This window comes from Arthrobacter sp. MMS18-M83 (assembly GCF_026683955.1).
In the GTDB taxonomy this organism is placed as follows: domain Bacteria; phylum Actinomycetota; class Actinomycetes; order Actinomycetales; family Micrococcaceae; genus Arthrobacter.
This window is the reverse complement of record NZ_CP113343.1, coordinates 3768967-3782649: the sequence shown is the minus strand read 5'-3', so window position 1 is coordinate 3782649 and position 13683 is coordinate 3768967. Positions and strand designations below refer to the sequence as shown.

General features: G+C 61.5%; 13 protein-coding genes. 8 read left to right on the top strand and 5 right to left on the bottom strand.

What is annotated here, in order from left to right; all coding sequences use genetic code 11:
• Window positions 1-79: 79 nt before the first annotated feature.
• A complete protein-coding gene (locus OW521_RS17930; RefSeq protein WP_268020933.1) occupies window positions 80-1042 on the top strand; it encodes an ATP-binding protein in 963 nt (320 codons plus the stop codon).
• Window positions 1039-1812: a hypothetical protein gene (locus tag OW521_RS17925; RefSeq protein WP_268020932.1), complete on the top strand. Its 774-nt coding sequence runs from the start codon at window positions 1039-1041 to the stop codon at window positions 1810-1812. Before OW521_RS17930 ends, OW521_RS17925 begins: the two co-directional genes overlap by 4 nt.
• A gap of 329 nt (window positions 1813-2141) precedes the next feature.
• Here OW521_RS17925 and OW521_RS17920 read toward each other — a convergent pair whose 3' ends face one another.
• The 3 genes from OW521_RS17920 to OW521_RS17910 all read right to left on the bottom strand — a co-directional run bounded on the left by OW521_RS17920 (window position 2142) and on the right by OW521_RS17910 (window position 5587).
• Window positions 2142-2306, bottom strand: a complete 165-nt coding sequence (locus OW521_RS17920) for an alcohol dehydrogenase catalytic domain-containing protein (protein WP_268020931.1) — start codon at window positions 2304-2306, stop codon at window positions 2142-2144.
• A gap of 310 nt (window positions 2307-2616) precedes the next feature.
• Window positions 2617-3996: an amidase gene (locus tag OW521_RS17915; protein WP_268020930.1), complete on the bottom strand. Its 1380-nt coding sequence runs from the start codon at window positions 3994-3996 to the stop codon at window positions 2617-2619.
• 580 nt (window positions 3997-4576) lie between these two features.
• Window positions 4577-5587 (bottom strand): Lrp/AsnC family transcriptional regulator, encoded by a 1011-nt coding sequence (locus tag OW521_RS17910; RefSeq protein ID WP_268020929.1) that lies wholly within the window; start codon window positions 5585-5587, stop codon window positions 4577-4579.
• Between the two features lie 462 nt (window positions 5588-6049).
• On the opposite strand from OW521_RS17910, the gene OW521_RS17905 reads away from it, so the two are divergent.
• The 6 genes from OW521_RS17905 to OW521_RS17885 all read left to right on the top strand — a co-directional run bounded on the left by OW521_RS17905 (window position 6050) and on the right by OW521_RS17885 (window position 11536).
• Window positions 6050-6808 (top strand): DUF5058 family protein, encoded by a 759-nt coding sequence (locus OW521_RS17905; protein WP_268020928.1) that lies wholly within the window; start codon window positions 6050-6052, stop codon window positions 6806-6808.
• 20 nt (window positions 6809-6828) lie between these two features.
• Complete coding sequence (locus OW521_RS17900) at window positions 6829-7566, top strand: hypothetical protein (RefSeq protein ID WP_268020927.1); 738 nt, start codon at window positions 6829-6831, stop codon at window positions 7564-7566.
• Between the two features lie 253 nt (window positions 7567-7819).
• Window positions 7820-9289, top strand: coding sequence for an amidohydrolase (locus OW521_RS17895; RefSeq protein ID WP_268020926.1), 1470 nt, complete (start codon window positions 7820-7822; stop codon window positions 9287-9289).
• Window positions 9290-9984: 695 nt separating this feature from the next.
• Entirely contained in the window at window positions 9985-10566 is a 582-nt protein-coding gene (locus OW521_RS17890) for a hypothetical protein (protein ID WP_268020925.1), read from the top strand.
• Window positions 10563-10814, top strand: a complete 252-nt coding sequence (locus OW521_RS24445) for a hypothetical protein (protein ID WP_442781281.1) — start codon at window positions 10563-10565, stop codon at window positions 10812-10814. The genes OW521_RS17890 and OW521_RS24445 overlap by 4 nt, the downstream gene beginning before the upstream one ends.
• Complete coding sequence (locus OW521_RS17885; protein WP_268020924.1) at window positions 10745-11536, top strand: LssY C-terminal domain-containing protein; 792 nt, start codon at window positions 10745-10747, stop codon at window positions 11534-11536. The genes OW521_RS24445 and OW521_RS17885 overlap by 70 nt, the downstream gene beginning before the upstream one ends.
• 202 nt (window positions 11537-11738) lie before the next feature.
• On the opposite strand, the gene OW521_RS17880 is transcribed toward OW521_RS17885, so the two are convergent.
• On the bottom strand, window positions 11739-12251 hold the full coding sequence (locus OW521_RS17880; RefSeq protein ID WP_268020923.1) for a GNAT family N-acetyltransferase: 513 nt from the start codon (window positions 12249-12251) through the stop codon (window positions 11739-11741).
• 739 nt (window positions 12252-12990) lie between these two features.
• Window positions 12991-13644, bottom strand: a complete 654-nt coding sequence (locus OW521_RS17875; protein ID WP_268020922.1) for an aspartate/glutamate racemase family protein — start codon at window positions 13642-13644, stop codon at window positions 12991-12993.
• Window positions 13645-13683: the final 39 nt, after the last annotated feature.

The window sequence follows — 13683 nt, the reverse complement described above, 5'->3', positions numbered from 1 at the left end:
CATCCCGGACAGCCTGACGGCCTGGCGAGATTTCGTCGCGCACTTACCCGAAGAGCCCCTGAGTCTGACGCTGTCAGAAGTGCAGGCACTCTCCATTGAGGCGAAGTCTGCCTACGACCGCACCCGGTTCGCATGGCTCGCAGCAGACACTGTCCTGGAAACCACAGACACACAAGCACTCTCCCGGCAAGCCCGAATCGCCATAGCCCGCAACGCGGCCAGCACGGCGACCGCCAGGCGGGGCATCGCCATCTCAGGCGCTGCAGGAATGGGGAAATCGACGTCGGCTCTGCTTCTAGGCAAACGCCACGACAGATCAGAGCGCAAACGACTCGGACGCGAGGACGACCGACAGTTCGCGCCCGTGGTTTACACCGTTGTCCCGCCTGCCACGACGCCGAAAATGCTCATGCAGGCCTTCGCGCAGTGGCTCGGACTGCCCGTGCTCCAGAGGGCCACCGCACCGATGCTCGCCGAGCAGGTCGTAGCCATACTGCGCACTCTGGGCACGTCGTTGGTGATCGTCGATGAAGTGCACAACCTCAAGACGAACAGGCAGGCCGGGGCCGAAGCCGCAAGCACCCTTAAACAGTTCGCGGACCGACTGGACGCGACCTTCCTCTACGCCGGAATCGACCTTCCGACAACCGACCTCTTCGCTGGCGAAATGGGCCGACAGATCAAAGCCCGCATGATCCTCCACGAGATGACCCCATACTCCATCGGGACGAAAGCGAGCCGTGAATCGTGGGCCGACCTGGTGCTCGGAGTCGAAAACCTCCTACCGCTGGCCGCGCACATCCCAGAGTCCCTTGTCGAGGAGTCTCACTACCTCTGGGACCGGACCGGCGGGAGCATCGGCGCCCTTCGCGGCCTTCTCTCGGACGCAGCCATCGGGGCGATCCTCGACGGCACCGAAAAGATTGACCGGCACCGGCTCGAAGCAACAGCCACGGACTACGCAGCCCAGGAGCACCACCGATCACACAGCAAATCCGGCGCCTCAAAGTCCAAGAAACATGGACTCAGGATGGCCCAGTGATCCTCGGACCCCTCCCGGTCCCGACCCGACTCACCCACGGCGAAGGCATCGAGAACTACGCCGCTCGCCACGCCCAACGCAACGGCACCAGCGTCGACCAAATCGAAAACGCCCTCCGGGAAGCCGGTATCCTGCCCAAATCCCGTGCCCGACGGCACCCCGGACGCCTTCAAACATGGAGAGAGCTGGGCGGACTCCACGACCGAGCCTTCGACCCGCTGCTGTCGATCGGCGGCCACCCTGTCATCGAGCGGGAGCTATGTCTGCGCTGCGGCAATGGAAACCTGCGAGTCGGCCGGACTCCATCAATCGGCTGGGTCTGCCTCCGCCACCGCCGCTGGCTCGGCCGAGTTCAGCTCGACATACGACAACTGCCCGAACTCCTCGCCGCGGAACGCCTCTTCAGGTCCACCCTGGTCTCCCGCGGAATCCACGTCAGCACCCCCGCCATGCTGGCCGCGAGCGAATGCGCCAGCGCCTGCATCGCACTCGCCACCCTCGAAGAACGCAGGGCACGGGCCGGAAGACACGAGTACGAAATGCTGATCTATCCGGAAACCGTGAAAATCGCCCGACTCATCACCCGACCCTCCTTCAAAGACTGGATCCAGAATCCCGCACACCCAGCCGAGCAAAGGCGCGATCGCGTCGCCGGTGAAATCGCGCGCACGATCTTCCGCACCGGTGAGAGCCACCGACGCCGGGCTGCGCACCGGATCGAAAACACGCTCCGAAGACTAGCCCGTCGCGGAATCGAGTGGCTCGCCTAAGGCCTTCACCACCCACGCCGCGAGCGGTAAACCACTTACGGAACTGACAGATTCAATGAGAAAGAATCCGCCAGATTTCTCTCATCCAACCTGTCAGTTCCCACGTCGCGACTGACAACTACATTGAGAACGGACACTGCCGGCCCGGTCAATTTGAACGTTCTGCGGCTTCGTACCCAGAGGAGGTGTCGGTGACGGTCGAAAAGTGAGCCAAATACTACGTTCTACAAACCGGCCCGTTACCCGAGGACGCCGCCAACAAACTGGCGGCATGATTCCGGGACGGTTCACACCCCCTTTTCCGGCACCGGAATAACGAACTTTGACCTTTAGGCGAATCTGCCGTCCATGCTGGTCCCGGGCGTGGGGATGTCACAGGGGGTGGCGATGTTCTGGCCCATCGTGAACCCGGTTTCGTCGGGTCCGAGGGCCGTGACGGCGCCCGGGATCTCGTGGCCGAGCGGGATGGGCCGCCTGGGAAGGAGCCCGGACAAGATCCCCTCGAGTACCCTGCGATAGCTGTGGCAGATGCCCCCTTCACGTCCATCACTCAGTTCGCCCGTGCCGGGGACCCGGTCGGGAACATCATGCCGTTCCAGCGGGCGGTTATCGGTTACAAACTGCCATGCCTTCCTGACAGTTTTCTTTTCAATGGACGTTAGTAGGCCTCAGGCTTTCGCCGCCAGTATTGCTTTCTGAAGTGGTCTTACCAGGACCGCGGTGGGCTGGCAGCAGGCCTTCGCCGGGGCCTGCTGGCAATCGGAACCCAATTGTCCGGACACCGGCTGCACAATTGAGGTGGAGTCACAACGTCGCGCCCGTGCCGGATGGGACGGGCTGCGGTCGGGCCTTATGGAAGTCGGTTACGCTTTGATAGGCCATAGCAGCCTCAATGAGGGTTGCATCTTTCCAATAGCCCCCCGTGAGTTGGAGCCCGATCGGCATACCCTCGGATGTAAAGCCGCATGGGATCGAGATCGCCGGCACCCCTGCGAATGCCTGCGGGTAGGTCAGGCGAACGAAATCTGACAACTCTTCGTAGTCCGGCTTCCATCCGATCAGCGGAGTCTGCGACGGGACAGTCGGCGACAGAAGAACATCAATTTCGTCGAAGACACCCTCAAGAGTCCTACGGTACTGCTGGCGGAACATCGCAGCTTCACAGTATTCTCGGGCCGTGACCGATCGACCCTTCTCCAGAAAGGAGACGACCTCAGAGTCTGTATCCGCGCGAGGTCTGTCGAGATATTCCCCGTAGAGGGCATGGAAATTGGCTGTCAGCATCGGAGTCATATACTCCTGACATACCTCGGAGCTCGGCACGTTGATTTCGATGACCCGTCCCCCCAAGGCGACGAGCGTGTCGAGACCGGTCATAACGGCGGAAAGGATCTCTCTGTCGATGCCGTCCAGGAAGAAGTTCGTCGGAATTCCGATTCTGAGGCCCGCGAGCGTTTCCGGACGCAGCACGGGGCGCCTCTCCCGCGGCAGGTTGGCGGACGTCACGTCCGCCGGGTCGAATTCATCCATGACTTGAAAGAGCCGGGCAACGTCTGTCGCGCGGTGAGCTATGGGCCCGCCTGCCGTGAAGGTTGCGATCCTGTTCGTCCCCGTGCGGCGGTTGGACAAGCGCCCCGCGGAGGGGCGCAGACCGACCAATCCGTTCAGACTTGCCGGGATACGAATCGACCCGCCCGAGTCTGTCCCGATGGAAGCCGTCGCGAAGCCCGCCGCCACACTGACCGCCGAACCCCCACTCGAGCCTCCCGAGATGCGCTCTCGGTTCCATGCGTTACGGCACGTCCCGTGGTGGATGTTCTGATTGGTGACCGCCAGGCAATACTCCGACTGATTTGCTTTGGCCAGCACCACCGCTCCGGCGCGTTTTACGCGCTCGACGAGGAAGCAGTCTTCTAATGCATCAGTGGAGTAGGCGAACGACGTTCCGTTGGTGGTGCGGGTTCCCGCAACGTCAAAGTTGTCTTTGACGGTCAAGGTCATGCCGTACAAAGGGCCCGGCCATTCACCACGGCCTGCCAGCTCGTCCAGTTGCTGCGCCTCGCTCAGTGCCTCGTCGTCGCGGAGGGTAATCAACGCTGCCAGCTCGGGCTCCTGCTCGTTGATCCTGTCGAGGTTGTGTCGGACGGTACTGATCGCGAAATCTTGCTCGGACGCCGGTTCCATAAGTCCTCCAGATTTTGTTTGCCCGAGATGACGACATCTCGGCATCGTATGCAGCGACTTGCATACGGAGGACACAATTATTGAAATATGGACGCTGAATCAGCAATAGATTGCAGCTCTTTGTTCCTTGGAAGGCTTGGAATGAAGAAATTGGTCGATATCGCTGGTTCGTTGCAGGATATGGCTCTTTCGGAGCAAAGAGGTGGAGCCCTTGCACGCCCTTCAGGTCTGGCCGCGCCCACCTCTGTCGCAGGTAGTGCAGTTTCTCGGTGTCGGTCCAGTCACTCTGGTACGGCGATGGTCGAGCCCGACCGGTCGCGGGCTGGCGCGGACGGCTTGTCAATCCGGACCGGCTCTGGACCGGGGAGCCTTGATGCGGAGAAAAGCTTGTGACGCGGCAGACCCCGACGGCGGCTTTGCCTTCGTCGCTGAGTCCGATGTACGCACAACACTGTTTTGCGCCTCCCCTGCCGGCGCACCTTGACCTGCACCGTTTCCTGAGCTGGCTGTACGGCTGGGACGTCGCTGTGGGTCTCCACAACGAGGGAACTGACGGCCGGCCGCCTTACTGCCTTGGTTGTCAGTTTTGGCCGGCGCCCTGTAGATAGGTCGCGCTGTAGCCTCGTCGGCGTCCGTTTTCGTCGAGGAGAGTGCCCACTAGTTTCGCGGTGCGCATGACCACAGATCGGTCGGTGATGCGCACGCCGGGCAACTGTTCTTCTATGGCAGCCTCGAGCCTTGAGATGTCTTTGAGCGTTCGCATCCAGACGGTCATGGCGATGTTGTACCGACCAACTACTGACACCACGGAGCGGATCTCATCCAGCCGGCTTAACTGCCTTGCAACCCGTTCTGCTTGGGCGGCGGGAAGGGACAAGAAATACCAGGCATTGACCGGCCAGCCGGAAGCTGAGCGAGTGATGTCCGTCCTTAGCCTGATAGTCCCTGAGGATAATTGGTTGGCTATGGATTCACGGACTCTTCGCGGATTTGCCCCAATAGATGTCCCTATCTCCTGCGCCGTGGCGCGTCCATTACGAAACAGCTCCTTAGCCACAGCTCCGTCAAATTCATTCGGACGCCTCATACGCCCCGCCTCCGGCTTGAGCGCATGCAGGGCGTCCACTTGCTTCATGTCGAGCGCACGGAGGCGCCATTGGCTTGCCTCTGCGAGGACATCGGAAATCGGATTTGAATGGACTTTGGCTACAAAATCCAGCCTTTCCAGCCGGTCCAGCACGTAGTGGTAGAGGGCGTCGCTCGTCGGAGCTATAACCGAGAGCACAAGGTCACGCGAACCTGCGGTTATGTCAAGCGTCGCGACCTCAGGGTGCTCCAGCAAGGCCTCGGCGAGCGTCATGAGCTTGCCGGGCATCGCCTCGACTTCCACTATGGCCCCGGCCTGCAGTTTGGCATCGGAGTATCCGGTCACCCATGCGAGGCCTTCGTTCGTAATCCTTTCCCAGCGGCGCCCTAAAGTTACGGGGTCTACGTCCAGGACGCGTCCTAAGGCAGCCCACGACACCCGGGGCTGAATCTGCAAGGCGTTGATCAGCCCCAAATCAAGTTCATCAAAGACCAATTCCTGCACGGATATCATTCCTACGCATCATTTGCTGCACATCAGTACTTCTTCTTAGACGCTAATCGTACTCTGGAGCAGTCAGGCGGTACATGATCGAAGTCACTCATCCGCACCTAGCGCTTGGGCTGGCACCGCAAGTAATCCGCATGGACGAAACAACATAAGCAATCCACTGAAGCACTCGATCCGGTACTTATGAGTCCGGGCACCGTTTGCTGGCGGCAGGACTTGCGCGCCCAGGACGGAGGAGCTGATTCAGCGTCAACGATTGGCCCCGACCACGGTTGCCAGCCTGGTTGAGTCGTTGCAGAATGCCGCCTCCACGCGGCGCAGTCCTTTTCGATTCTGGCGTTCCTCTGCCCAAAGCCACCGAACAGCGGCGCGGGCACAGGGAGTTGTGCTTATCTAACGCCTCGGGAATCTCGGGGTTTCCGACTTTCCTCAATTTCCGTTCCCATTTTCAAACTTATGAGGAGTAGCGTGGCTACTACAGTTGTCGATCCGGGCTCGACGGATATCCAGCCCTTGATCAATCACCCGGTGCTGTGGATCTGCGCCGCCGGTGTTTTCTCGGTGATCATCCTTCAGTCCGTGATCTATTTCAGGGCGATCAACCGAGCCGCCGGCGATGCCGATCTCAGCCGGTCCCAGGTTCGAGGTTCTGTACGAACCGGAGCGGTGGCGGCGATCGGCCCGTCACTGGCTGTGGCCCTTATCGCGATCTCGCTGCTGCCGTTGTTCGGAACTCCCGCAGTGCTGACCAGGATTGGTTTGGTCGGCTCCGCGGCCTTCGACGTCGCGGCAGCAGGACTGGCGGCGGGAACGCAAGGTGCGCAGCTCGGAGGCCCCACATACACGCAAAAGATCTTCGCCTTGGGCTTTGCTGCCATGACAATGGGCGGTCTTCTCTGGATGCTCGCAACCCTGATCCTGACGCCGATTCTGAGCAAGGGCGACGCCAAGCTCCGCCAAGTCAACCCTGCGGTCATGACCATTGTTCCTGCTGCGGCACTGTTGGCGGCGTTTTTTACCTTGACATTCCAGGAGACCCTCAAGTCACCGGTGCACCTGCTCACGGTGATCTCTTCAACCACAGCCATGGGACTGTGCCTCCTGGTTGCTAGGCGCTTCCATCTCCCATGGCTCCGCGAATGGGGCCTGGGTATCGCAATTTTCGTCTCTCTTGCCGTCGCCTACCTCGTGACCAGCTCCGCGCCGGTCGCCTGATCCGTAGAAAGAAGCATTCGATGTCAGCTTCCACGCAAACCCGCAGCGGCCTCGCTGCCTTTGACCGCACCACTTCAATCTGGGGCCCGATAACCCTGGGGCTCGGACTCTTGATATCTCTGGTCTCTGCGCTATACGCAACCTTCGGGACAGGGCTCGGTATCACAGGCCTGGAACTGTGGACAGCGGTCGGTGCCGTCGTGGCTACCTTCGGCCTCTTCGCAATCGTTGAACCTGTATCGTATTTTCCCATCCTTGGCCGCTCCGCTATGTATCAGGCCTTCCTGATCGGAAACATCTCCAACAAGCTCCTTCCTGCCGCAATCGTCGCCCAGACCCAACTGAATGAAAAGCCAGGCACCCGCCGGGCGGAGCTAATCGCCGGAAGCGCCATCATCGGGGCAGTTCTAGTGCACATCACGACACTTATCCTCTTTGTAGGCGTCCTGGGCACGTTAATAGTTGGACTGCTGCCACCGGCAGTGATCAGTACTGCAAGGTTGTACATTCTGCCGGCCATCTTCGGAGCAGTCGTCCTCCAAAGCGTTCTTGCCCTGAAAAGCCCCCGCACAACCATCGTCGCGGTGGTCATCGCCGGGCTGGTCGTATTCATCGGACTGCCACTGGTACCGGGCATCACCTTCTTTGCCACCGCAATCGCAGTAATCCTGACCATAACCGTCGCTTGGTTTACCCGATCAAAAAAGCAGCCGATCAGCGAGACCGGAGTCCCCACGACAACAACCGTCCCGCACTAAAATCGTCCGAATCGGCTAAGTCAGCCACTCCCCCGTTAGCGTGGAAGGCCATCTGAGAGCGCCCGGCTAGTCCGCGGCCACTATCTTGACCGGCAACTGATGCCCTCAACAGTTACAACACTTGCCCTCGGGTGGTTGCGCCATGCCCGGGATGTGCACCTTCTCCCGATGGCGCGTTCATCCGCAACCAGGCTTCCCCTGACCGCCTGCCTACCTCATGACCCCTCTGAAGTTCTACGGAAGGAAACAAATTATGGAGCACCTGAATCATCTAATTGCCGACGTCGAGGCCTTGGCCCCGGAATTCACTGCCTTGTCTGACGCGATCTGGGACGAGCCCGAGCTGCGCTGGGAGGAACATACCGCGGTCGCCCGACAGATTACAGTGGCTCAGAAGTACGGGTTCTCCATCACGCGTGATGTCGCAGGGATCCCCACCGCGTTCGTTGCCGAAAAGGGTTCTACAGGCCCCGTGATCGCATTCCTTGGAGAGTATGACGCCTTGGCAGAGCTAAGCCAGGACAGTGGAAACCCTGAGCGCTGCCCGGCCCCGGGCAACCACTCCGGAAACGGGCAGGGTTGCGGCCATCACCTGCTGGGCGCCGGCTCGCTGCTTGCGGCCGTCGCCACCGCCCGGTATCTGGAAAAGAACGGCCTGCCAGGCCGGGTACGGTACTACGGGTGCCCCGCTGAGGAAGCAGCGGCCGGCAAGAGCTTCATGGTCAAAGGCCGGGCTTTCGCCGGGGTCGACACCGCAATAACCTGGCACCCATTCGCCAGCACCCTGTGGAAACAGAACCTGATGCTGGCCTACACCCAGGTGTACTTCCACTACAAAGGTGTCGCGGCGCACGCTGGCGCATCACCACACATGGGCCGCAGCGCGCTTGACGCTGTTGAACTCCTGAACGTGGGCACCAATTTCCTGCGGGAACACATGCCCGACACCGCACGGATCCACTACGCCATCACTGACGCCGGCGGCCTATCCCCCAACGTCGTGCAGCCCCAGGCCTCGGCGTACTACATCATTCGGGCCACGGACGGGCAGCAAATGCGCGCCCTCTACGAACGGGTGCTCAAGGTGGCACAGGGAGCTGCCCTAATGACCGAAACCGAACTTACTGTCGAATTTGACGGCGCGTGCTCCGAAATTCTTCCCAACGATGCCCTCGAACAGGTTCTATATCAGAACGTAAAGGCCCTCGGCGGCGTACCGTTCGACGCCGCGGACCAGGCTACCGCCGCCCGTTTCACTGCAGGACTGGATCGCCGGGAAGTACGCAACGCCAAGACCTCCATCGGATGGAGCCCAAACGAGGAAAAGGCCCTCCACGACGAAATACCGGCCCCGGACACGCTGCCGCGCCTGCAACTGACCGGATCAAGCGATGTTGGCGACGTCAGCTGGTCAGTGCCCACCGTTCAGATCATGGCTGCGGGCTTCGCCCTAGGCACCCCGTTCCACACCTGGCAAGTCGTCGCCCAAGGCAAGTTGCCTGCAGCCCACAAAGGCATGATCTATGCTGCAAAAGCGATGGCCGGAACCGCTGTCTCCCTATTGTCCGACCCTGCGCTGATTGCCCACGCCAAATCTGAGTTCGACGCAATCACGGCAGAAACTCCTTATATTTGCCCGATCCCCGACGACGTCCTGGCGCCACCGATCCGCCGTGCAAAAGTCGGCGCCCACCAAAACGAACTTGAAATGCAGAGCGTCTAAGCCGGTTCTCCGCGGTTCGTGGCGAATTCCACCGTGCGGTGAATGTTCAGGCCGCCGTTCTGGCGGCGCTTCTGAGCATAATGCGGGTGGTGTAGTTCCGGCTATTGACGAATCCGCGTCCTGACCGTTTCAAGTGTTTGATAGCGGGGCCTCGATTTCCTTCCACCAGCGGCAGACAGTGCGCCAGAGCCGTGTCGCCTTGGGTCGGGCGGCTATTTCAACGAGTTCCCCGCGCCTGTCCTTCGCGGCGTGGGCGTCCTGGATCGAGCCGGTGCGCAGCGGAGCGCGCAACTCTTCTTTGACGTTCCACGCCGCCTGCAGCTTGCCGGTGGGGTTGTCGAGGCGAAACCGCGGTCCGAGAGCGTCTCGCCGGCCCAGAGCAGCAGTCTTCGGTCTCCTGCGTCAGACGCTGGCGGACTTTCGGTGAGCATATTGTTGCCGGACACGATCAGGTGGAAGGCGTTCACCGACATGGCAGTGCGTAATCTGCCACCCGGCGGTGCGGGGAGGGTCCTCATCATCCTTCCCGCACCGCCATCGGAACGACCGGACAAAGGACCTGCTCATGAAGAGGCGCAATCGATACGGCACCAAAACGACGGCGATGGGTGTGCTGCTCGGCCGCGACGGCAAACCCACCCCGCTCGGGGCAGCGTTCGCTGAATATGGCCGCGCCGCGAAGACACTGCATCTCCTTGCCATGTATCCTGTTCGTCTTCAGCCTGATCATGGTCCTGCGCACACCGCTGCAAATCGCGTGGTCGATACTGATCTCCGCCTGGGAAGGCGTCTCGGCCAACGCCTACGTCGTACGGCTCCGCCGACGCCGCCCGCGCCTCGTCGGCTGGGCCGGCCGCCGGCTCTCGATGAAACGGCCAACCGGGCTCGTCCTAACCATCGGCGCCGCGGCCGCGGCCGCGGCCCTCTGGCTTTTCATCAGCGTCACACGAGCGGTCGTCCTGAAGACCTCGTTCGCCGGCATCGACCAGCGGATCCTCAATCTCGTGCCGGACATCCGCACCGACGGACAGAACACGTTCTTCATTTTCGTTACCTTTGCCGCGAGTTCGACGTCGGTTATCGTGTTCCTCATCATCCTGAGCCTGGCGTCCTGGCGGCGGCGGCAATGGTGGGTACCGGTCCTGCTGGCGGCCGCCTTTGGCCTGGAACGCGCCACCTCCACGGTGATCCAGCAGATCGTCGCACGGCCCCGGCCGGACCGCTCCCTGGGCTTGCTGACCGAAACAGCTTCAGTTTTCCCAGCGGACACACCCTGACAGCGACCGTCATAGGCGGACTCACCGCCTACCTGCTGTGCCGCGCCATCAAGTCCTCCATAGCCAGGCTGCTGATCGTCCTGGCAGCGCTAACCGCCGTCTTGCTGGTCGGAATCAGTCGGATATATTTGGGGGCGTCCACTACCCCAGCGACATCCTGGGCAGTCTCGGCCTGGGTTTGTTTCTTCTCGCCGGCATCATCACACCGTTGGAGATCAACGACCGGTTGCACCTGGTCCAACCGGTGAGACTCAGCGCCGCGGTCAAACAGCCGCTGTTAATCGCCGTTGCCGCTCCCTTGCTGTTCGCCGGAATATTCGGCGCCCAGCTCACGCCCCTGACCGTCCTTGAACGTCAGGAGACAGCCCAGGCGTTGCCTGCGTTGGACGCGGCCGCCATCAGGCAGTTGCCCATCTACAGCGAAACGTTGACCGGGGCCAGAATGGAACCGATAAACTTCATCTACCTCGGCAGCCAGCAGCAGATCGAGGACCTGTTCAAAAGGGCCGGATGGTACAAAGCCGACCCCTCGACCCTGGGCAACACCCTGCGTTCCATCCTCGTCGCAGTACGCAACGAGCAGTACCTCACCGCTCCGGTCACGCCGTCCTATCTGGATGCCCGGCCCGAGACAGTGGCATTCGAAAAACCCACCGACGCCAACACCCTCGTACAGCGGCACCACACAAGGATCTGGAGAACCAATTTCACCATCGGCGGCCAACCCGTGTGGGTCGCCACGGCCAGCTTCGACCGCGGCATCGGGATAGGAACGAAATCAGGATTGCCAACCCACCACATCGACCCGAATATCGACGCGGAAAGGGCATACATCCTGCAATCGCTGAAAGTGGCACAGCCCCACTTGGTGCACGTCGTGGACGCCCAGCAGGGACACAACCCAACCGGCGACGGGTTCTTCACCGACGGCCAGGCCGCTGTACTCAATCCCGAAAACCTGAACCCGTAGTTGCAGTGCACCCCCGCCTGACGGCGCCGGCAAGCAACTGTCTGTGACTGTTACTTCAGGTAGCGGTTAAATCGCACTGCTCGTCCAGGCAGGGGCAGCGAGGGTGCGGGGACGATGCCGGTTTCCTGTGAGGTCAGACGGTCGGTGAGGTCGATGAAGTCCTGCTCATGCAGGTCTTCATCCGTGTGGAGGGGAAGGGTGGTTAGTTGTTCTCTGCGGGCTGGGTGGGGCGGCGGAAGTCCCGGGAGAGGTAGAGGGCGACGGCGGCAGCGTTGGTGCTGTCAACGGTGACGGCCACGGTTCGGTGGCCCGTATCGTGAAGGGCCTGCAGGGCGTGGTTGAGGAGTTCTTCTGCGAGGCCCTGTCTGCGGTGATCGGGGTCGGTGAAAAGTTCTGCGATGAAAGCCGTGCCAGGTCCGGCTGTTCCAAAGTCCCGCGCCGTGGTGAGGATGGCGGCGATGATACGGCCTTCCGCGTCGGCAGTTAGCAGGGAGGCCTGCGGGATGAGGGTTCCGTGGGAGCCTTTGAGGACGGCGCTGATCCTGTGCGCGGCTTTTTCCCTGTCCCGAGGGGATGTTCCGTCGCCGTAGGAGTGGACATAGAGTTCCGCGAGTGGGGGCAGGTCCGTGGCTTTGATGTTCCGCAGGGCATGGGCTGCGGGTTTGAGGTCCTGGGGCCCAACGAGTGCTGCAAGTGAGATCAAAGAGGCCGCCACCTGACCCGCCTTCCGCCGATGTAGGAGAGAAATCTCTTTTGTGCACAAGTGTGGGCCATTTCGATGCCGGGAGGAAGCCGGCCGGTCTGCCCAGGACGGTGTTCATGGTGGATCTCCTGCGTATAGAGATCCGGCCATCATCCCTGCCAGCCCGGCAATCGCATTCACAAGGAGACGGCGAGGTCGCTCCGGGACGGGCTGCAGGCCTTGTTTCTGGTACATACTCTTGAGGTGTTCGGATTTCTGGTCGGTGCTTGCCCTGATGCGGGCCGGCGGCGCGTTCCGGGTCACCCGGCCAGCGCCCTTTCAAGTCTGCCAGGACCCGGGTTTGTGGGAGCGGAGATCCGGATGATCTCGGATGCTTCCACATCTACGAGTTTGCGCGTCCCGGTTCTGGAGCACAGGATCCAGAACATTTCCCATGGTGGGCAAGGTCTGGCTCACCGTTCCTCTGTGTAAGAGCCTGCCCTCATGCCACGCCTCAATTTCGTCGCCGTAGCGTAGATCCTCGCACGTCCGGATGGTTGATTCCTCGGTTGCAGCCACGGCTGGCTCCCTTCTTTGCACGTTGAGATTAGGATGCTCCACCGGTGTTGCCGTCCTGTTTCTTTGACGTCATTTTCTTGTATAGGAGACCAACGGGTACGGGTGTACTCAGGGGCCCAGGGGGCACCGGCCGGGTGGACCTGGAGCAGTGCGGGTTCATGGTCATGCGCGTTACGTGCGCGGGGTCGTGTTTTCAGACCAGTTGCATTGTTCGGGCGGCCGCTCCGGAAAGGAGGACAGATCCGGCCGCGGTGACCGGATCGATGACCGGCACCCCGAGCCTGTCCCGGAGGACGGCGGTCATCCCGATGCTCGACAGCCCGGTGCTGCCTGGGACGATAAGTTCCGCGCCGGCGTCAACGAGCATGTGCGCCTGGGCCAAGGCATCGAAGATCCCCGTGGGAGTGAGAAACCCCTCGGGGATCCCGGAACTGTCGGGTCCATCGATGAGCAGCATGGTCTCCCCGAGGGCTTCAGCGATCGGGCCCGGCGCCTGGTGTGTTAGGCCAAGGACCCCTGCCCGGCCCCCGAATGCCAGGGCTGCAGCCGCCGCGGCGGACCCGGCGCCAATGACAGGTATATCGAGGACGGCCCGTGTTTCGGTCAGCCCCGGGTCGGCGCAGCAACTGATGATCAACGCATCAACCCCGCCTGCCATCTGCTGGGCCAGGGCCGCCACTTTCGGGGCCGCGGTCCGGGATGAGGCATCATCGTATACTCCGAACGGCTGGTCCGGGATACAACGGGTGAGCACGTCAAACCCGAAACTTCCGGCCAGCAGGTCCGCGTGCGCGTGAAGTATCCGCCGGTCCGAGGTCGTCAACGCCCTGATAAGTCCTACCCTCATCACTGGCCCCTTCATACGGTTGAACTGAGAAAACCTGTC